16 protein-coding genes are annotated in these 17,775 nt (G+C 65.4%); 6 read left to right on the forward strand and 10 right to left on the reverse strand.

Going from position 1 to position 17,775, the window contains the following annotated elements; translation table 11 throughout:
• Window positions 1–19 precede the first annotated feature (19 nt).
• Window positions 20–931 (reverse strand): alpha/beta hydrolase, encoded by a 912-nt coding sequence (locus ACB032_RS13570; RefSeq protein ID WP_073349236.1) that lies wholly within the window; start codon window positions 929–931, stop codon window positions 20–22.
• 244 nt (window positions 932–1,175) lie between these two features.
• Between ACB032_RS13570 and ACB032_RS13575 the strand changes: the two genes are divergently transcribed.
• The 3 genes from ACB032_RS13575 (at window position 1,176) to yjeH (ending at window position 3,489) form a co-directional block, all read left to right on the forward strand.
• Complete coding sequence (locus ACB032_RS13575) at window positions 1,176–1,568, forward strand: LysR family transcriptional regulator (RefSeq protein WP_371138099.1); 393 nt, start codon at window positions 1,176–1,178, stop codon at window positions 1,566–1,568.
• A 6-nt stretch (window positions 1,569–1,574) separates the two neighbouring features.
• Window positions 1,575–2,072 (forward strand): LysR substrate-binding domain-containing protein, encoded by a 498-nt coding sequence (locus ACB032_RS13580; protein WP_371138100.1) that lies wholly within the window; start codon window positions 1,575–1,577, stop codon window positions 2,070–2,072.
• 136 nt (window positions 2,073–2,208) lie between these two features.
• Window positions 2,209–3,489, forward strand: coding sequence for an L-methionine/branched-chain amino acid transporter (yjeH, locus tag ACB032_RS13585; protein ID WP_371138101.1), 1,281 nt, complete (start codon window positions 2,209–2,211; stop codon window positions 3,487–3,489).
• A gap of 41 nt (window positions 3,490–3,530) precedes the next feature.
• Here the strand turns inward: yjeH and ACB032_RS13590 are convergent, their stop codons facing one another.
• The 4 genes from ACB032_RS13590 to ACB032_RS13605 all read right to left on the reverse strand — a co-directional run bounded on the left by ACB032_RS13590 (window position 3,531) and on the right by ACB032_RS13605 (window position 8,835).
• The gene (locus ACB032_RS13590; RefSeq protein WP_024946027.1) at window positions 3,531–4,070 is read right to left on the reverse strand and encodes a GNAT family N-acetyltransferase; all 540 of its coding nucleotides are present in this window, start codon (window positions 4,068–4,070) and stop codon (window positions 3,531–3,533) included.
• A gap of 83 nt (window positions 4,071–4,153) precedes the next feature.
• A complete protein-coding gene (locus ACB032_RS13595; protein ID WP_371138102.1) occupies window positions 4,154–5,893 on the reverse strand; it encodes an ABC-F family ATP-binding cassette domain-containing protein in 1,740 nt (579 codons plus the stop codon).
• A gap of 362 nt (window positions 5,894–6,255) precedes the next feature.
• Window positions 6,256–6,693 carry a PliI family lysozyme inhibitor of I-type lysozyme gene (locus ACB032_RS13600; RefSeq protein WP_016349890.1) on the reverse strand — a complete coding sequence of 146 codons (438 nt, stop codon included), beginning with the start codon at window positions 6,691–6,693 and terminating at the stop codon, window positions 6,256–6,258.
• A 111-nt stretch (window positions 6,694–6,804) separates the two neighbouring features.
• Window positions 6,805–8,835, reverse strand: a complete 2,031-nt coding sequence (locus ACB032_RS13605) for a M13 family metallopeptidase (RefSeq protein WP_219254636.1) — start codon at window positions 8,833–8,835, stop codon at window positions 6,805–6,807.
• 128 nt (window positions 8,836–8,963) lie between these two features.
• On the opposite strand from ACB032_RS13605, the gene tilS reads away from it, so the two are divergent.
• The gene (gene tilS, locus ACB032_RS13610) at window positions 8,964–10,304 is read left to right on the forward strand and encodes a tRNA lysidine(34) synthetase TilS (protein ID WP_371138103.1); all 1,341 of its coding nucleotides are present in this window, start codon (window positions 8,964–8,966) and stop codon (window positions 10,302–10,304) included.
• A gap of 75 nt (window positions 10,305–10,379) precedes the next feature.
• Here the strand turns inward: tilS and ACB032_RS13615 are convergent, their stop codons facing one another.
• Window positions 10,380–11,282, reverse strand: coding sequence for a GGDEF domain-containing protein (locus ACB032_RS13615; RefSeq protein ID WP_026080157.1), 903 nt, complete (start codon window positions 11,280–11,282; stop codon window positions 10,380–10,382).
• Window positions 11,283–11,400: 118 nt separating this feature from the next.
• Between ACB032_RS13615 and ACB032_RS13620 the strand changes: the two genes are divergently transcribed.
• A complete protein-coding gene (locus ACB032_RS13620; protein WP_371138104.1) occupies window positions 11,401–13,353 on the forward strand; it encodes a cation:proton antiporter in 1,953 nt (650 codons plus the stop codon).
• An 85-nt stretch (window positions 13,354–13,438) separates the two neighbouring features.
• On the opposite strand, the gene ACB032_RS13625 is transcribed toward ACB032_RS13620, so the two are convergent.
• From ACB032_RS13625 to ACB032_RS13640, 4 genes are all read right to left on the reverse strand, one after another.
• Complete coding sequence (locus tag ACB032_RS13625; protein ID WP_371138105.1) at window positions 13,439–14,584, reverse strand: patatin-like phospholipase family protein; 1,146 nt, start codon at window positions 14,582–14,584, stop codon at window positions 13,439–13,441.
• 121 nt (window positions 14,585–14,705) lie between these two features.
• Window positions 14,706–15,575, reverse strand: a complete 870-nt coding sequence (locus ACB032_RS13630) for an alpha/beta hydrolase (RefSeq protein WP_371138106.1) — start codon at window positions 15,573–15,575, stop codon at window positions 14,706–14,708.
• A 71-nt stretch (window positions 15,576–15,646) separates the two neighbouring features.
• A complete protein-coding gene (locus ACB032_RS13635; RefSeq protein ID WP_257684660.1) occupies window positions 15,647–16,228 on the reverse strand; it encodes a TetR/AcrR family transcriptional regulator in 582 nt (193 codons plus the stop codon).
• A gap of 91 nt (window positions 16,229–16,319) precedes the next feature.
• Complete coding sequence (locus tag ACB032_RS13640; RefSeq protein ID WP_005303387.1) at window positions 16,320–16,964, reverse strand: response regulator transcription factor; 645 nt, start codon at window positions 16,962–16,964, stop codon at window positions 16,320–16,322.
• A 158-nt stretch (window positions 16,965–17,122) separates the two neighbouring features.
• Between ACB032_RS13640 and ACB032_RS13645 the strand changes: the two genes are divergently transcribed.
• Entirely contained in the window at window positions 17,123–17,749 is a 627-nt protein-coding gene (locus tag ACB032_RS13645; RefSeq protein WP_224480109.1) for a glutathione S-transferase, read from the forward strand.
• Window positions 17,750–17,775: the final 26 nt, after the last annotated feature.

Consider the following 17,775-nt stretch of genomic DNA (forward strand, 5'->3'; position numbering starts at 1 on the left):
TGTTGTTCCTCACAAAGAATCAAAGGTGGGTACGAAAGAAGGGGATGAGGCCGGTGAGCGCGCCGTCGACCCATTGGGGCTGGTCGTACAAACCGATGTGGGTGGCTCCCTCGACGATGAACAACCCCTTGTGCGCACTGGCGGCCCGCTGATGCAGCACTTCGCTCATCCAGCGGGTGCCGGCTTCGCTGCCTGCCACCAGCAGCAGGGGCTGGGTCAGGAACAGTTCAGCCTGGTGGAAGGCATCAAACGTCACCAGCTGGGCCAGGCTGCGGGTGGTGAGCCGACTCGGGGCGTTGTCATGCCGGGCCCGTGGCGTACGGTAGTAATCGAAGGCTTCCGCCCAATCCGGATGAAGCTGCTCTCCCTGTTCACGGCTGAGCGGCGTGGTGGGCAGGTACTGGATGGCTGCACCGGTCGCCTCGGCAGTGCGTGCGGCCATCGCCAGGTCGCGCAAGGCCAGACACTCGGTCGGCGTGCCGCGCTTGTCCCAACCTTGGCGGTACATCTGACCGTAGTTGACCGCACTCACGGTACCAATCGCCTTGAGCCGGGTGTCCATCATGGCTGCAGCCGCGGCGTAACCGCCTCCGGCGCAGATCCCGAGCACGCCGATGCGCTCAGGGTCGACCTCGGCCAGAGTGGTCAGGTAATCGACGGCGGCGCTGATGTCGTCCACACGCACATGGGGATTTTCCAGCTGGCGCGGTTCACCCTCGCTCTCTCCCTGATAGCTGGCATCAAAGGCCAGCGCGATGAAACCGGCCTTTGCCAGGTGTGCGGCATAGAGGCCGGCGGTCTGCTCCTTGACGCCACCGGAAGGGTGAACGCAGACGATGGCGGGGTAGCGTACGCCCGCTTGCAGATCGGCAGGCAGATGAAGGTGGCCAGCCAGGCTCAGGTGTTGATTGGCAAAACGAACGGGGTACATGGTGTGCTCCTTGGGAGTGGGGCGCCAGGATGCGGCGACGAAGAGAGCATATGCCGCCACCTTTGATTTGATTAGATGGCCCAACCCGAATGCTTTAATACTGATTTCTTATGAATAGCGGCAAGAATCGGGTGACGTTGCGAGCGGGACGCGGATGGACGCTGGCACAGCAGGGTAGCAGCGGTGAGAAAACTTATCTGGATGGCGCGTATAATCGGGGCAGTATTATCACCATGACTAATCAATGATGAAAGAGAACCTCAACGAGCTGACGACCTTCATGGTGGTGGCCAGGGAGCAAAGCTTCACCCGCGCGGCTGCCCAGCTCGGGACGTCCCAGTCCGCCATCAGCCAGACGGTGAAGACCCTGGAGCAGCGACTCGGCCTCAAGCTGCTGTCACGCACTACCCGCAGCGTCACCCCTACTGAAGCCGGTGAGTGGCTGATCGCGCTGGTGGGACCGGCGCTGGCGCAGATCGACAGCGGTCTCAGCCAGCTGACAGCGCTGCGGGACAAACCGGCCGGCACCATCCGCATCACGGCGGACGAATACGCTATTCGCGCCGTGCTCTGGCCCAAGATCAGCACCTTTTTGCACCACTATCCGGATATCCGGGTCGAACTCAGCACCGATTAGGGCCTGGTGGATATCGTCGCCGAGCGCTACGACGCCGGGGTGCGTCGCGGCGGTTTGATCGCCAAGGACATGATTGCCACTCCCATCAGCCCCGAGATCAGGATGCTGGTGGCGGCCGCCCCCCGCTATCTGGCGGCTCATGGCCGCCCGAGCCGGCCGCAGGAGATCGCCAGCGCTCATCAGTGCATCAATCTGCGTCTGCCGACCCAGGGCGGATTTTTCTCCTGGAGCTTTCTGGAAGGGGGGCGGGAGCTCAAGATCCGTGGCGAAGGGCAACTGGTGTTCAACAGCATCGGCAACGTGCTTGAGGCGGCGCTCGACGGTTATGGGCTGGCGTACCTGCCCCAGAGCATGGCTGAGCCCTATCTGGCGGATGGCCGGCTGGAAGAGGTGCTGGCCGGTTACAACATGGTGCATCCCGGTTACTACCTCTACTACACCAGCCGCTTGCAGGCCTCGCCCGCTTTCTCGTTGCTGTTGGAGGCGCTGCGCCACCGCAGCTGACCTCGACTCACCCGCGAGCCTCCCGGCCTGAATAAAGCGCTGCATATTCTTGCCATCCTGCTTAACCATCGTGCTTAACAAAAGGGCGGGGGAGGCCTAACATGGCGGGATGTTTTTCTAGTCGGGACAAAAGGATATGTCTGGGTTGAAAAAGGATCTCGGGCTCTGGCAGGGGATGGGGCTGCTCGCCACCTCGCTGCTGGGCACCGGGATCTTCGTGGTACCGGCGACTGCCGCCTCGCTGGCGGGTGGGGCCTCGCTGTGGGCCTGGTTGCTGCTGATTGCGCTGGTACTGCCTATCGCCTTTACCTTCGCTCGCCTCGGCCGCCGCTATCCCCATGCGGGTGGGGCGCCGCACCTCATTGGCCTTGCCTTTGGCAACGGCGCCGAGCGCTTCTCCGCCTTTCTGTTTCTGGCAGTGCTGCCGGTGGGCCTGCCCGCCGCCCTGATGATTGCCGCCGGCTTCTGGCACGCCCTGTTCGATCTGGGGGAGTGGACCTTGTGGGGCATCCAGCTGCTCACCCTGCTCGGGGTATTTTTGCTGGGGCTGCGCGGGGCGCGCTCCTCCGGCAACCTGCAGTTGCTGATCGCGCTCGCCATTTTGGGGCTCACCCTGCTTATCTGGTTCAAGGGGGATATCAGCTGGCGCGACGCCGCCCGGCCGCTGCCGACGACGGACGAGTGGCCCGCCATCGCCACCGCGCTGGCGGTGATGTTCTGGTGTTTCGTCGGGCTCGAGGCCTTCGCCCACATGGGGGAGGAGTTCAAGCGACCGGAGCGGGACTATCCGCTGGCCCTGCTCGGCGGGGTACTGCTGGCGGGGCTCATCTACTGGGTGCACTCGCTGGTGGTGCTCAAATACGGCCTCTACGGCGATGAGGCGACCAACGCCACCGCCATTCCGGCCCTGCTCTCGCTGCTGTTCGGCCCCACCGCCAAGTGGCTGGTGGCGGTGCTCGGCTATCTCTCCTGCTTTGCCAGCATCAACATCTACCTGCAGGGGTTTGCCCGGCTGATCTGGAGCATGGCGCGCGAAGGCAAGCTGCCGGTCTCGCTGGCCCGCCTCACCGCCCGTGGCGCGCCGCTGCGGGCCTTGAGTCTGGTGCTCGCCATCTGTCTGGTCTGCATCACCCTCATCATCTGGCTGCGACTGCCCCTCGATGAACTGATCCGCTACGCCAACGGCAATTTCGTGCTGGTCTACCTGCTCTGCATGGCGGCGGGCTGGCGCCTGCTCGGCGGGGTGGGCAAGGGGCTGGCGGGGGTGAGCGTGCTGCTCTGTGCCCTGGTGCTGGTGGCGCTCGCCTCCCAGGTGCTCTATGCGGTGGTACTCAGTCTGGGGTACGGCTGCTTCTCCCTGTGGCGGCGCAGACGTCGCCGCTCGGCGTCCGATGAGGGTGTCTGCGCCATCAAGTAACCCGAAAAAAAGCCCCGCAGTGCGGGGCTTTTTGTTGCAGGTCACAGGCTGGCGGGCAGGTCGCTGCGCAAGATGGCGTAGTGGCGCAGGGAGATAAAGCCATCCCCCTTGCGTTCGCACTCCCGCGCAGTGCCCTCGTAGTGAAAGCCCGCCCGCTCGAGCAGGCGGGCGGAGGGGAGGTTGGGCTCCTCCACCACCGCCAGCAGCCGGTGCAGCTCGCTGGTGCGATAAGTGAGCGGCAGCCACAGCCGCAGCGCCGCGCTCATCACCCCCTTGCCCCAGTGTTCGGGATAGAGCCAGTAGCCCAGCTCGGCCCGCCGGTGAGTCGGGTCGGCATCGTTGTAGCCGATGGCGCCGAGCGGTTCGCCCGTGTGCCGGTCACGAATGAGGTGCCAGGCGCCGCGGCCGGTGCGGGTCAGCTCGGCATACCAGGCCATCTGGGCCTGGCACGCCGTCAGGCTGTCGTAGCTGACGCCGTAGTAGGCGACGACCCGCGGATCCGACAGGCCGCGGTAGATGTGGGGCAGATCGGCGTCGCTGACCGGATCCAGCCTGATGTGGGGTTGTTGCGTTGCTGTCATGGTGGCTCCTTGCGGCCAACCGGAGCTGGCCGCGAGTGGTGAGTCAAACAGGGATGGCTGGCAAAGCCGGTTCATGGCTCTGCTCATGATCCGACCAGCCCGAGCTGGTCGGTGAGCCTGGCCAGCTCGTCACGCCACTGCTGCTGCAGGCGCGGGGTCTGGTGCCTGGGCTTGCGGGCCAGATCGGCGGCGAGCAGGGCATCGAGTTCATACCAGCGTGCCAGCAGCGTCTCTTCGTCATTCGACGGGCCGGCCTGGGCCTGCCCCATGGCGGGGGCGGCCAGGCTTGCCTTGTCTGCTGCCGGCGAGGGCGCATCGCCGAGCAGCTCGGCATAGGCCCGCTCGGCGCTGTGGGCCTCCTGGATGCGGCCATCCTTGATCAGCCAGAAGCGGTTGCAGCTGCGCTCGATCAGCTCCCGGTCGTGGGAGACCAGCAGTACACCGCCCGGGAAGGCGGCAATCGCCTCGGCCAGCTGCTCCTTGCCCGCCAGATCCAGGTGGTTGGTGGGCTCGTCGAGCCAGAGCATGTGGTGGCTGCCGAGCGACAGGGCGAGAAACAGCAGCCGTGCCCGCTCGCCCCCGCTCAAGCTGTGCACCTGCTGGCCGTGGCGGACATAGGGGAAGCCCGCCCGGATCAGCGCCTGACGCCGCGTCACCTCAGGCAGAGGGGCCAGCGGGTAGAGGGCGTCGCTCAGGGTGGCATCGTCAGCCAGCTGCTGCAGGGATTGATCGTAATAGGCGATGCTGGCACCGGGGTGGCAGTACCAGCCTGCCTGCGGGCTCTGCACGGCCAGTTCGCGCCAGCACTGGCGCAACAGGGAGGACTTGCCGGTGCCGTTGGCACCGAGCAGGGCGACCCTGTCCCCCGCCCGCAGCCAGAGCCCCTCGGCGCGCAGCAGCGGCGGCAGTGCTGGCGCCGGCGCCACGTCGAGGGCCTCCAGCCGCAGCAGGGTGTCAGCGGGCAGGCTCAGTCCGCGCAGCTCGAGCCGCCAGGGGGCCAGCGCCGCGACCTGGCTCTGCTCCTCCTGCAGGCGGGCGATGCGTTTTTCCATGGACTTGGCCTGGCGCACCAGCTTCTCGTTGTCATGCTCCCGCCCCCAGATGGCGAGGCGTTTGCTGCTGGCGCTCAGGCGGTCGATCTCTTTTTGCTCGTCGGCCCGGCGCAGGCGGGCCTGCTCATCTTCGGCAGCCAGCGCCGCCCGCGCCTGGCTGCAGGGCAGGGCGAAGCGGTGCAGCTGGCCATTGCGCAGGATCAGGGTCTGCTCGGTGACCCGGTCCAGCAGGCGACCATCGTGGGAGACCAGCACGAAGGCGCCGCGCCAGCCCAGCAGAAACTGCTCGAGCCAGAGCAGGGCGGGCAGATCCAGGTGGTTGCTGGGCTCATCGAGCAGCAGCAGGTTGGGTTGGCGCAGCAGGGCGCGGCCTATCTGCAGCCGGCTGTGCTGGCCGCCGCTCAGCGCACTGACCGGCAGTGCGGCCTGGGCCTCCAGCTGCAGCTCAGCCAGCAGCTTGTCCACCTGCCACTCGGCGCTGGGGTCATTGCCCAGCGCATCCAGCAGCACGGCGCGGGTGCTGAGGGTTGAAAGCCTGGCAGGCAGTTGCTGGGCCACGAACTCGCAGCGGCAGGCGGCCGCCTGCACGACCCGGCCGGCCTGGGGCGTGCGCTCGCCCGCCAGCAGTGCCAGCAACGTGCTCTTGCCGCAGCCGTTGGCACCAATCAGGCCGAGTCGGTCGCCCGCGCGGATGCCGAGTTCGAGGTGGTCAAATAACGGAAGGTGCCCCGCACTCATTTGCAGGGAATGGGTACTCATCAGGGTTGTCATGCTCTTGCTCTCTTAAATTGCGGGATCAGAAATCCCTGTCATCAGGAGCGCTGGCGACAACGGCAGAGTCGAGAAAGGTCTCGGTATGGAAGGGAGTCGGCTTTGCTCGAACCCGCTATCGCAGCGCGATGGTATGCAGGCAAGAGCACGCGAATGTGCCGAACAGGCGAGCCGAGAACATCGGACACGCTTGGATAACCATTTTTTACCTCCTTGTGTTTCGTTATGGCACGGTGCGGCGATTATAAGCGCAGAAAAAATAACCGTCTATCCATGGCGGTGCCCTGCGGGTGAGGCGGGAAGGCGCTTTGTCAGCGGCGGGACAAAAAAACGCCCCGCTAGGCGGGGCGTGGTGATGGGGGTCAGTCGCGCGGGGTCTTGAGCGCCTGGATCACATCTTCATTGGGGGCCAGCCCCTCCACGTGGTTGAAGCTGTCCAGCCCCTCCTGCGGGTTGATGGTGAAGGCGTCGGCACTCAGGTAGCTGCCGCTGCCGGCACTTTCGACCACGACGATGAGCTCGGGCTGCTTGTCGCCGTTGAGATCCAGCAGCTTGAGCTCCTTGATGCTGCCATCGCGCGGCAGCACCTTGCCATCGATGAACTGATCCAGCGGGAACTGGGGGTTGGCGCCGGAGTAGAGGCGCACATCGTAGCTGCCGGTGGAGGCAGGTTCGCCGCGCCCTTCGCTGACGGTCACTACCTGGCCTGAGGGGAGCGTCAGCTGTTTGAAGAACCCGTCCGCCGCCTGGCTGGCGAGGGGCAGGGTGAGCAGGCCGAGTGTCATGAGCAAGGCTTTCATCGGTTTGACCCTTGTTACTGCGGCGGCGGTTGCCCGCCACCTGTGTCACTGTGCGAACCGGCCGGGCAATCTCCGCCGGTTCGCGTCATCCGCCCCTCATCGGGGCGGTCATTACCAGATCTTGACCCGTTTGGCCGGGTCCAGATAGAGCTTGTCACCAGGCTGGATCTTGAACGCCTCGTAGAAGGCGGGGATGTTCGGTACCACGCCGTTGACCCGGTATTCCGGCGGCGAGTGGGGATCCGAGGCGAGCAGCATCTGCATCAGCTCGGGGCGATACATGCCCTTCCACACCTGGGCCCAGCCGAGGAAGAAGCGCTGCTCGCCGGTGAAGCCGTCCAGCACCGGGGCCTCCTTGCCATCCAGCGACAGCAGGTAGGCCTTGTGGGCGATGGTGAGGCCGCCCAGATCGCCGATGTTCTCCCCCAGGGTGAACTGGCCGTTGACGAACTGCCCCTTGATGGGCTCGAAGCGGTTGTACTGGGCCACCAGCCGGCTGGTGCGGAAGCGAAACTCCTTGAGATCCTGCGGCGTCCACCAGTCGCGCATCACGCCGTCCCCGTCGGATTTGGCGCCCTGATCATCAAAACCGTGACCCATCTCGTGGCCTATCACCCCGCCGATGGCGCCGTAGTTGACCGCGTCATCCGCCGTCATGTCGAAGAAGGGGGGCTGCAGGATGGCAGCCGGAAAGACGATCTCGTTGTTGCTCGGGTTGTAGTAGGCGTTCACCGTCTGCGGCGACATGTGCCACTCGTCCCTGTCTACCGGCTTGCCGAGGCGCGCCAGGTTGTCGGCGTATTCGAAGGCGCGGGCCCGCTGCAGGTTGCCCACCAGATCGTCGGCACGGATCGCGATGGCGCTGTAGTCCTTCCACTTGTCCGGGTAGCCGATCTTGGGACGGAATTTGGCGAGCTTGGCCTGGGCCTGGGCCTTGGTGGCCGGCGACATCCAGTCCAGCTCCTCGATGCTCTGGCCGTAGGCGGTGCGCAGGTTCTCCACCAGCTGCTCCATGCGGGCCTTAGCCTCTGGCGGGAAGTAGCGCTCCACGTAGAGCTTGCCTACCGCCTCGCCCAGGTGATCGTCCAGTACGCCGAGCGCTCGCTCCCAGGGGGCGCGCTGCTTGGGCGTGCCGCTCAGGGTGGTGCCGAAGAAGGCGAAGTTCTGGGCATCGGTCTGGCTGTCGAGGTAGGGGGCATAATCGGTGATGAGGTGCCACTTGAGGTAGGCCTGCCAGTCGCCGACCGGGGTCTGCTGCATCACCTCGTTGAGGGCCGCAAGATAGGTCGGCTGGCCGATGATGAGGCTGCTCTGGCCGGCGAGGCCTGCCTGGGTCAGGTAGGCATTCCAGTCGATGGCGGGGGCGAGGCGTTTGAGCTCGCTCTGGGGCCCCTTGTTGTAGTTCTTCTCCCGATCCCGCAGTGTGACGTTGTCCCACTGGATCCGGGCAAGTTTGCTCTCGAGGGCCAGGATGCGCTTGGCCTTGGCCCCGGCATCCGCCTCGCCGAAGCGGCCCAGCATGGTGGCGATGTGCTGCTCGTATTTTTGGCGCAGCGCCTGGCTGGCGGCATCCGTCTTGAGGTAGTAGTCCCGATCCGGCAGACCGAGCCCGGCCTGGTAGAGGTAGACTGCATAGCTGTCCGGCGCCTTGGCGTCGGCATCGACCCAGAAGCCGAACGGGGCACCGCCGCCGTTGCGACCGCTCTGGGCGAAGGCCCGGGCCAGATCCTGCGGCGTGCGGATCTGCTCGATCTCGCTCAGCATCGGCATCAGCGGCGCCGTGCCCTTGGCGTTGCGGGTAGTTTGATCCAGATAGCTCTGGTAAAGGTCGTGGATCTGCTGGGCCGGTGTGCCGGCGGCGGCCTTGCCGTCCAGCCCTTCCACCAGCACCCGCACGTCCGCCAGGGATTTGTCGCGCAGCATGTAGAAGGCGCCGTCGGCGGGCCTGTCGTCCGGGATCTTGGCGGTGGAGAGCCAGTGGCCGTTCACGTAGCGAAAGAAGTCGTCACCGGGTTTGACGCTGGTGTCCATGTTGGCCAGCGCGAGGCCGGAGTGTTTGTCTGCGCCGTCCGGGGCCTGACTGCAGCCGGCCAGCAGGGCCAGCCCGACGAGGGCGGCCAGTATGCTTTTTTTGTTGTTCATTATGTTGGATTCCAATTCGGGTTATGCGGCTTCCTTGCCCACGCAGGGAGCGTCTCACTCTAGCAGCCGGGTTAGCGCTTGATAAGCCCGAGTCTGCTAAGATCGGCCTGGTCGTATTGGGGAAGCCTATGATTTCTCGTATTTATTCTCGTTTTTGTCAGACTCTGCCAGCGCCGGAAGGTTCCCGTGGTCTGCTGGTGGCCTTCAGTGGTGGGCTCGACTCTACCGTGCTGCTGGTGTTGGCGGCACGTTTTGCCCGCGCCCACGGCCTTGCCCTGCGGGCCCTGCACGTCCATCACGGCCTGAGCCCAAATGCCGACGAGTGGGTAGCCCACTGCGAAAAGGTGTGTCAGCAACTGGCGGTGCCGCTGCTGGTCGAGCGGGTGCAACTGCAGCGGGATAGTGGCGACAGCCTGGAGGCGCAGGCGCGGGAGGCCCGCTATCTGCGTCTCGCCGCTCAGTTGGGGGAGGGGGAGTGGCTGCTCACAGCCCACCATCAGGACGATCAGCTGGAGACCCTGCTGCTGGCGCTCAAGCGCGGCGCCGGCCTGCGCGGGCTGGCGGGCATGGTGCCGAGCCAGCCCTTTGCCGGTGGCCTGTTGCTGCGCCCCTTGCTCGAGGTGAGCCGGGCCGAGCTGGCCGACGTGGCGGCCAGTCTCCCCTATGGCTGGGTGGAGGATGAGAGCAACCAGGATGTGAGTTATGACCGCAACTTCCTGCGCCAACGGCTCATTCCCCAGCTCAAGGCCCGCTGGCCCGCCATGGCCCAGACCGCGGCGCGCAGCATGGCGCTGTGCGCCGAGCAGGAGGCGCTGCTGGAGGAGCTGGCAGAGGCCGACTGGCGGCTGGCGGCAGCAGGAGAGGCGCTGCAGATCGCGCCGCTGCTGGCCCTGTCAGGCACCCGGCGCAACAACCTGCTGCGTTACTGGATCCGCCGCCAGGGGGGCGAGATGCCCTCCCGCGAGCAGCTCGGTCTGCTCTGGCAGGAGGTGGCGTTGGCACGGGAAGACGCCATTCCCCAGCTCAACTGGGGCGGGCAGAGCTGCCGCCGCTTTCAGGGCAGGCTCCATCTGGTGCGACCCGGGCTGCAGCCTCGCCACGAGCAGCTGACATTGGCCGTGGGGGAGACGCTGATCCTGCCGGATGGGCTGGGGGAGGTGTGTTTGCTGCCGCGGTTGGAAGGGGAGGGGCTACGGCTGCCAAGAGCGGACGAGCTGCTGTCGGTGTGCTTTGGGGTGGCTGCCGGCAGCATGCTCAAGCCGGTAGGGCGTGGCGGCAGCCGGCGCCTCAAGAAGCTGCTGCAGGAGTACGGGGTTCCCTCCTGGCAGCGCGGCCGCATTCCCATCCTCTATTACGGCGAGCAGGTGGCGGCGGTGGGTGAGCTGTTCCTCTGTGACGGATTCATGACGCAGGGCGCCGGTCTGGCCTGGCACTGGCTGCCGGCGGCGGCCTGTCAGCCCCCGGCGTGACGCTCTCCTTCGCCTACGCGGATAACGCACAAGGCCGGCATATGCCGGCCTTGTCGTCTTCAGCGGCTGGCCGGTTCAGTCCAGCAGGCCGGCCTTGCCCGCCTTCTTGCGGGCATAGAGGTGGGCATCGGCGGCTTCGTACAGGCTGTGCACGTCCACCCCGGACTGCCAGCTGGCGGCTCCCAGGCTGCAGCCGACCGAGAAGGTGCTGAGCTCCTTGTGGATCATCAGCATGTGCTGCAGGCGCAGCCAGACCGGGCGCCAGGCCTCGGGTTCGGCGGGTTGCAGCAGCAGGGCGAACTCGTCGCCGCCGAGGCGAAACGCCTGATCCGTGCTGCGGATGCAGTGGGTCAGCAGCTGGGCGAAGCGGCTCAATACCAGATCGCCGACCGGATGACCCCAGGTGTCGTTGATCTGCTTGAAGTTGTCGAGATCCAGCAGCACCAGCACCAGGCCGTGGGATTCCCGGCTGTGCTGCTCCACCGCCCGGCCGATGGCTTCGTCGAAGTAGGAGCGGTTGCCGAGTCCGGTCAGGTGATCGAGCCTGACCTGCAGCTCCAGCTGTGACAGGCGCAGATAGAGGGGCAAGGGTAGGCAGAGCAGCTGGTGATACTGCTGCAGGATCCGCTGCTGGCTGCCGCTCAGGGCATGTTCCAGGGTGTAGTGCAACTGGCCGATCAGCTGGCCATGCTGGCCGCGCAGCTCGAACGGGTAGCTGTGCAGGGTCAGGCTGGCCTGGGGCGGATGCTGGATCAGGGTATGAGGCTGGCCGCAGTCGAAGTGCAGGCTGTGGATCCGGACAATTCTTGCCGCACGATCGGCAAAGGTTGCCAGCAGGCTGCCGAGGTCCATCTGCACCAACAACAACTCGAGCAACTGGTTGCGATCCTGACTGGCCAGCGGCGTGAGCCGCTCCATCTGGCGAACCCACTGCTCGATGCCATGTCCCAGACCATTCAATGATGATGTGTTTTCCACGGTTCAGCCCTCAAACAACCTACTTCCTGACACTTACCTGCAATCCTTGTGCCCAAAATATGTTCGATGCGAACAAGAGTGGCTGGCTAGGCTTAAGTAGATAAAAAGGGAGGAAATATTGTACGCAGATGTGTTGATCCTGCTGCTTGCCGCCGTGCTGTTGGTGGCGGTTTTCCGGCGCCTCGGCCAGCCGGTGATCCTCGCTTACCTGCTTGCCGGGGTACTGCTCGGCCCCTATGGCGTCGCCGTGATCACCGGCCAGGCGATCATGCAGACCATCGCCGAGCTCGGCATCGTCTTTCTGATGTTCTCGCTCGGCCTCGAATTCTCGCTGCCCCGGCTCATCGCCATGCGCCGGCTGGTGATCGGGGTGGGCGGTCTGCAGGTGTTGCTCACATCATTGCTGTTTTTCGCCATCGCCTGGTGGTGGGGCCTGAGCCTGCCCCAGGCGCTGGTGGTATCGGGCACCTTGGCGCTCTCCTCCACCGCCGTGGTGATCAAGCAGCTGGGGGAGCAGAAGCAGCTGCACACCCGCCGCGCCCAGCTCGGGGTGAGCGTGCTGCTGTTTCAGGATCTGGCGGTGGTGCCGCTGCTGGTGATGATCCCCATTCTGGCCAGGCCCGAGATCCAGGGCAGCGCCCTGCTGGCGGAGATCGCCTGGGCCACCCTCAAGGGGCTGTTTGCCCTGCTGAGCCTGCTGGCAGTGGGCAAGTGGCTGCTGCCGCTGCTGTTTCACGAGGTGGCGCGGGCCCGCTCCGACGAGCTGTTCGTGCTGAGCGCCCTGTTGGTGGCGCTGCTGGCGGCCTCGCTGACCCAGTGGATGGGGCTCTCCATGGCGTTGGGGGCCTTTCTGGCGGGCATGATGCTGGGGGAATCCCACTATCGCCATCAGCTGGAGGTGGACATCCGGCCGTTTCGGGACGTGCTGATGGGGCTCTTCTTCATCACCATCGGCATGACCATGGACTGGCAGCGGGTGGCGCAGGACTGGTGGCTGGTGGCCACCAGCGTGCTCTGCCTGATCCTGTTCAAGTCCCTGCTGGTGCTGCTGGCCGGCCGGCTGATGGGGGAGCGCAAGCGCGATGCCATGGCGGCGGGGATCATGCTGAGTCAGGTGGGGGAGTTCGGCTTCGTGCTGCTGGCGCTGGCCAACCACCACGGTCTGCTCGACCATCGGCTGGTCTCCCTGCTCATCGGCATCGGCGTCACCTCCATCGCCATGACGCCCTGGCTGGTGTTGCAGGCCCATCATCTGGCCCGCTCCCTCACCGACCCGGCCCTGCTCACCCGCTCCGAGGTGGCCCAGTCGGGCCTGAGCAAGACCCAGCATGTGATCATCGCGGGCTTTGGTCGGGCCGGCCAGACCTGCGCCCGTTTTCTCAAGCAGGAGGAGATCCCCTTCCTGGCGCTGGATCTCGACCCGGAGCGGGTGAGCGAGGCCAAGTCGGCGGGGGAGCAGGTGGCGTTTGGCGATGCCAGCCGGCGCGACATCCTGCTGGCCGCCGGCCTGCTGCGGGCCCGGCTGGTGATCATCACCTTTGACGATCACAAGCGGGTGGAGGCCATGCTGGCGCTGATCAGGGAGCTGGCGGGGGAGGTGAAGGTGCTGGTGCGCACCCGGGATGACAGTTTTCTGGAGGCGTTCAAGCGGGCGGGTGCCTTTGAGGTGATCCCCGAATCCCAGGAGGGGGCCCTGATGCTGGTCTCCCACCTGCTGCTTAACTGCGACATTCCCATCGGCCGGGTGATCCGACGCATGGAGCACGAGCGCAGCAGCCAGTACCGCTTTTTGCACGGTTTCTACTGGGGGGATCAAAGCGCCGGCAATCTGGAGACGGACCAGCTGCTCGAGCGGTTGCACCCCGTGCTGCTGCACGAGCAGGCCTGGGCGGTGGGGCGCAGCGTGCAGACCCTGGCGCTGGAGACGGTGCGGATCAAGGAGGTACAGCGCGGCGAGTTGCGGCTGGAGCCCAAGCCAGAGCTGGTGCTGGCGGCAGGGGATCGGCTGGTGCTGTTCGGCAATGGGGTGGCGGTGGAGCAGGCGGAGCAGCGCCTGCTGGAGGGGCGTTAGCCCTCCCTCAAGGTGTGTTCACCCTCGCCACAGGTGAGTGAGCCGCTTGCAGGCGGGCGTGCCGGCCCACCCTCAAGAGGCCATTTCAAGCTTCGACCGGTACTATCTCCTCTATCCCCAGAAACGTTTCGACCCGCTGGCGCTCGTTCAGGGTATCCAGGTAGCCCAGCTTGATCAGCTGCTGGCAGTAGCCGGGATAGAACATCAGGAAACTGGCCAGGCTGCTGGTCTCGTCCCCTGTCACCCCCAGTACCCGCAGCAGGCGGCGCAGATGCACCGGCAGCTTGCGCAGATAGGCCAGCGCCAGCAGGTCGAGATCCTGGCTCGGCTTGAGCACGCAGGTCTCCACTCGTTTGAGTTTCAACCGGTTGCGCTCCCGCTCCGGGATGAGATCCAGGGTCTGGTTGATGCGCCACAACCGCTCCAGATCCGAGTTGAGGGTGTCGGTGAAGACGGTGTCCAGCAGGTGGCTGGCGATGTTGGAGCTGGTCAGGTGGCCATGGTGGAAGGTGGGCGCCGTGTGCGCCGGCGGATCCAGGGTGATCAGCAGGATCCGCTCCGCCCCCAGGTGGATGGCGGGGCTGAGCGGGCTCAACTGATGGATGGAGCCGTCACCGTAGAATTTGTCGCCGATGTGGGTGGCCGGGAAGACGAACGGCAGCGCCGAGGAGGCGAGCAGGTGATCCGAGGTGAGCAGGGTGCGCAGCCCGCGCCGTCTGGCCCGCTCCCACGGCAGGTGCTCGGCTCGCCCCTGAAAAAAGGTGGTGGAGAGGCCGTCGTCGTAGTCGGAGGCGGTGATGGCCAGCGCCTCCAGACTGCCGTAGAGGATGTTGTCATCGATGCGGTGATAGTCGATGAGCTGATCCAGCAGGCGGCGCAGCGGCGCGTTGTCGAACAGGTGAAAGGCGTGGTTGGTGTGGGGATTGATGAGCCCCGCCGAGCCCTCATACATCAGCCGCCACAACAGACGCCCCGGGTGAAAGTCGAAGATGTGGTGGGTCTCGAAGCGGCGCCAGACCCACTCCAGCTTGCGCACTCCCAGATGAAAGCAGGAGGCGTAGCAGGCCAGCGCGGTGACATTGATGGCGCCGGCCGAGGTGCCGCACAGGATGGGAAACGGAATGCCGAGATTGCGGGGATAGAACTCGGCGATCGCCTTGAGGGCGCCGACCTGATAGGCGGCGCGGGCACCACCACCGGTCAACAGAAGAGCTGTGTTGGGTTTGGCCATGATACTGCGCCTTATGCATGCCACTGGGGGTGTTGCCACCGAGCAATTTAACTATAAGACGCTGTATCAAATATAAAAACAGGCCTGCCAACCATTTTTTGCAGGCCCTTTTTGAGGCTGTTCAGTTGGCGTGGCGAGCGGCGCTCAGCTGATCGAACGCGGCGAATGCGGGGGCACTGGCGAGGATGCGGCCGTGGCCGAGTCCGCGGGTGCTCACCAGCCGGGTACGACCATCCTGAGTGGCGCGCAGGGAGTCGCCGTGCGGGGCGAAGCGATCCTCCTCGTCGTGCACTATGATGGCGGGCCCGCTGCGACCGGCGAGCCGCCCCAGCGGGTCGACCGTGCTCAGGGGGTGCTGGTACTCCTGCTCAATCTCCTTGACCACCGCATCGAACAGCCGGATGGAGTAGCCGGAGCGCGCCACCATGCCGTAGAGCTGGGGCACATAGTCGAGCACCGGCGAGATGAGCAGCAGCGGCAGGGCATCCAGCTCGCGTCGGCGGCTGGAGAGGGTGACGGCCCCCCCCATGCTGTGGGCGATGACGCCCTGCAGCGGGCCGCACTCGGCCGTCATCTTCTCCACCAGTTCGTCGAAGGCGCGCACGAAGCGGGGCAGGTGGCCGGTATGGCCGGCGCTGTGGCCGTGGGCCGGGTGATCGTAGGCAATGGCCGTGAAGCCCTGGGCGGCGATGTGGCTCATCAGCGGGTAGAACTGACCGGCGCTGCCTGACCAGCCGTGCATCAGCAGCCAGACCGGCCCCTGGCCGAGCCGGTAGCTCATCAGGGTGCCTTCGCTGGTGTGCACGGCCTGTTTGACCAGTCCGGCCGGCGCCGTGTCATCCCGCTGGTTGCGCTGGGGGGTGAGCAGCAGCTTGCTGGCGATGCGCTTGGCATGAGCGGGGGCCAGGGTGTGATGCAAGCGGGTGCCAAGGCCAAGCAGCCATTTGCTCGGGCTGAAGCGGCGGGTGTTGAAGTAGATCTTGCTGCTCATGGTCATCCTGTGGTTTTTATGTGCGAACGGTCGTGCTTTTTTGTCGGTTTTAAAAAAGAGAGGTCAATCCATCAGTGCCAGCCATCCAGCAGCGTCTCCACTTCGGGCCAGAAGTGGCAGGCCGGATCCTGACACAGATCGAGGGCATTGAACACCTGATCCGCCAGATAGAGGCCATAGAGGCGATAGACGGCGCGCCAGGGATCCATGTCGCTGCGCCACTCGCCCTCGCTCTGTCCCTGCACCACCTGGCGGGCCAGGTAGTCGAGCCAGAAACGCACCAGCTGGCGGGCGGCCTGTTGCACCTCACCTTCCTGGGCCGAGGTCCAGGCGTCGAGGAACATGCAGCGACCGGCGAAGCACTGGTTCCAGGCCAGCCAGGCCTGCAGCAGGGCCGTCAGCTTCGCTCGCTGGCTGCCGTGCTGCTGCTGGCGCACCGGCTGGATCACCCGCTCCCGGAACACCTCGGCGGCGTACTCCAGCACGGCGATCTGCAGGTTGTCGCGGGACTGGAAGTGGGCGAACAGGCCGCTTTTCGACATCTCGCAGGCGCTGGCAAGGGAGCCTATGGTGAGGCTCTCCAGCCCCTGCTGGCTCGCCTGCTCGAACGCAGTCTGCAAAATGTTGTCGCGGGTCAGCCGGCCCTTGCTCATCGCACTCTCCTTCATTGACCGGGGCAGCATAAAGTACGACCGTGCTATTTGTCGAGAGGGGAATCGGCCTGCAAGAGGGGATGAGGCGGGCTCAGTCGTCCTTGATATCCATCTGCTGCAGGGCGATGACCGCCTGGGTGCGGTTCTTGACGCCCAGTTTGCGGAAAATGGCAGTGATGTGGGCCTTGATGGTGGCCTCGGAGACGTTGAGCTCCCAGGCGATCTGCTTGTTGAGGCTGCCGTCGCGCAGCATCACCAACACCTTGTACTGCTGGGGGGTGAGGCTGGCGAGCTTGCTGGCAAAATCGGCGCCCTCACAGGGCTCGGGATGGAGCGAGATGCCGGCCGGCACCCAGTTGTCACCCCCGATCACCGTATTGAGGGCGTTGACCAGCTCCTTCATCGGCGCCGATTTGGGGATGAAGCCGAGCGCACCGAGCCGCAGCACCTGCTGGATGATGGCGGGTTCTTCCGAAGCCGACACCACCACGATAGGCAGGTCGGGATACTGGCCGCGCAGGTGGGCGAGGCCGGAGAAGCCGTTGGCCCCCGGCATCTTGAGATCGAGCAGCAGCAGGTCGACTTCCGGGTGCTCACCCAGCAGGTGGGCCAGGCTGTCGATGGAGTCTGCTTCCAGCAGCTGGGCATCGTCGATGGCCATGTGCACCGCTTGATAGAGGGCGCCCCGAAACAGGGGGTGGTCATCTGCGATGACGATGGTAAATTGGCTGTCCATTGCTCACATTGTTGCTAACTGATTGTTTTGGAAAATCAAACTAGCACCGCTCCCGGAGAGGGTCAAACCTGCCGGCGCGCAAATGTGAAGCGGCCGTCGGATGTCGTGCCATTGGGGCAGATGGGATGGTCATGAACAACCCATGCAGGAGGCAATAGATGGGATCTCTGGTATTGACGGTGGGCACCGGCTCCACCTGGGCGATGCGGGCGGCGCTGGTGCTGGCCATGAGCGGGCTGGAGTGGCAGGAGCAGGTGTTCGATCTGGAGGATGCCAAGGAGCTGCAGCGGCTCAAGCGGCTGGCCCCCGCCGGCCTGGTGCCCTGGCTCGATCATGACGGCGTGCGGGTACACGACTCACTGGCCATCGCCGAGTACCTGCATGAGCTCTGCCCCGCGCGTCGACTCTATCCCGAAGCGCGAGCCGAGCGGGCGCTGGCCCGCAGCCTCTGCGCCGAGTTGCACGCCGGTTTTCGCCAAATTCGCACCCTGCTGCCCTTCTTCCTCGGCGCCCCGACCCGCAGCGAACCGCCGGTGGAAGCCATCGGCGAGCTGGCCCGGCTGCAGACCATCTGGTCCCAGGCGCGGGGGCCCTTCTATTTTGGCGAGGCGGGGATCCTCGATGCCTTTTATGCGGTGATGGCCTACCGGCTGGCGAGCTACGGCATCCAGCTGCCGGGGCAGGCGGGCGCCTATCAGCAGGCGTTGCTGGCCTGGCCGCTGTGGCAGCAGACCCTGGTCAAGGCGCGTCTGCAGTGGCCGACGGCCGCTCATCAGCCGCAGTGAACCTGCTGGCGCAACCGCCTGTATGA

This window comes from Aeromonas sp. S5(2024) (assembly GCF_041403025.1).
GTDB classification, from domain to species: Bacteria; Pseudomonadota; Gammaproteobacteria; order Enterobacterales; family Aeromonadaceae; genus Aeromonas; species Aeromonas hydrophila.